Raw genomic sequence first — 1124 nt, 5'->3', positions numbered from 1 at the left:
GGATTTTCATTTTTCGGGAAGCGACTGGAACGGACTTATAACGATGGTGAGAGCGGATGTGAATGTTCCGGAGAGGGAGGATGTCCTTCGTTTGTTGGAGAAGATCGTCCGTTTGGAAAACCAGGACAGCCCTTATTTGGGGGGAGAACTGAAAAGACTGAAAGGGGGGAGGCCATACTCATATTTGTATAAATTCCATTTTCCGAAACTTCGTTCGTCGATGGTGAAAATATGCTATGATAGTGATCCGATAAATCCCGTCAGAGATACGGTATATATACATACACGTGATACGTTGTGCATCCGTGATACCGTTACCGTCATAGCTCCGGTAAAGAAACGGCCGTTTTGCATGGCGGTGAAAACAAACTTGCTTTATGACGCTGTTTTGATACCTGACATCGGGGTTGAGTTCTGTTTGGGGAAGAACTGGTCTGTGGCCGGGAATTGGATGTATGCCTGGTGGAAAAGTGATCGGAAGCATAATTATTGGCGTATCTATGGGGGAGATGTGGAGTTGCGCCGCTGGTTCGGTCGGAGAGCGGTGGAAAAACCGTTTTCCGGGCATCATGTCGGATTGTACGGGCAGATCGTCACCTATGATTTCGAATTGGGTGGGAAAGGTTACTTGGGGGATAAATGGAGTTACGGGGGAGGCGTGGCTTACGGCTACTCGTTACCTGTGGGACATCGGTTCAATGTGGATTTCACGTTGGGAATCGGCTACCTTGGAGGATCGTACAAGGAGTACATCCCTTTGGACGGTCACTATGTATGGCAGACCACTAAAAACCGCCGCTGGTTCGGCCCGACCAAGGCGGGTATCTCTTTGGTGTGGTTGATCGGGCGGGGGAATTATAGCCGGAAGAAAGGAGGCAGGCAGTGATACGGATACGCTTTAGTCTGGTGTTCATATTTTTATGGATAGGACTGACGGCTTGTGAGCATAAGGATTTATGTTACGATCATCCGCACTTTGCCACGGTGCGGGTAATATTCGACTGGACCAAGATTTCCAATCATGACAAGCCTGAAGGCATGAGGGTCGTATTTTATCCGACCGACGATGAAAGCAACACGTGGATATTTGATTTCCCCGGAGGAGAGGATGGGGAAGTGGAGCT

2 protein-coding genes are annotated in these 1124 nt (G+C 48.9%); both read left to right on the top strand.

From position 1 onward, the window contains the following. The coding region (locus ABUA47_RS24915; RefSeq protein ID WP_349832312.1) for a DUF3575 domain-containing protein at positions 1–886 on the top strand (886 nt) is incomplete at its 5' end. Continuing rightward, positions 883–1124, top strand: a 242-nt coding sequence (locus tag ABUA47_RS24910; protein ID WP_146376369.1) for a DUF5119 domain-containing protein, incomplete at its 3' end; no start/stop codon positions are given. The genes ABUA47_RS24915 and ABUA47_RS24910, both read left to right, overlap by 4 nt.

Source organism: Bacteroides sp. RTP31139st1_H2_RTP31139_211217 (genome assembly GCF_040227615.1).
Lineage (GTDB): Bacteria > Bacteroidota > Bacteroidia > Bacteroidales > Bacteroidaceae > Bacteroides > Bacteroides uniformis.
This window is presented reverse-complemented; position numbering and strand designations above follow the sequence as displayed.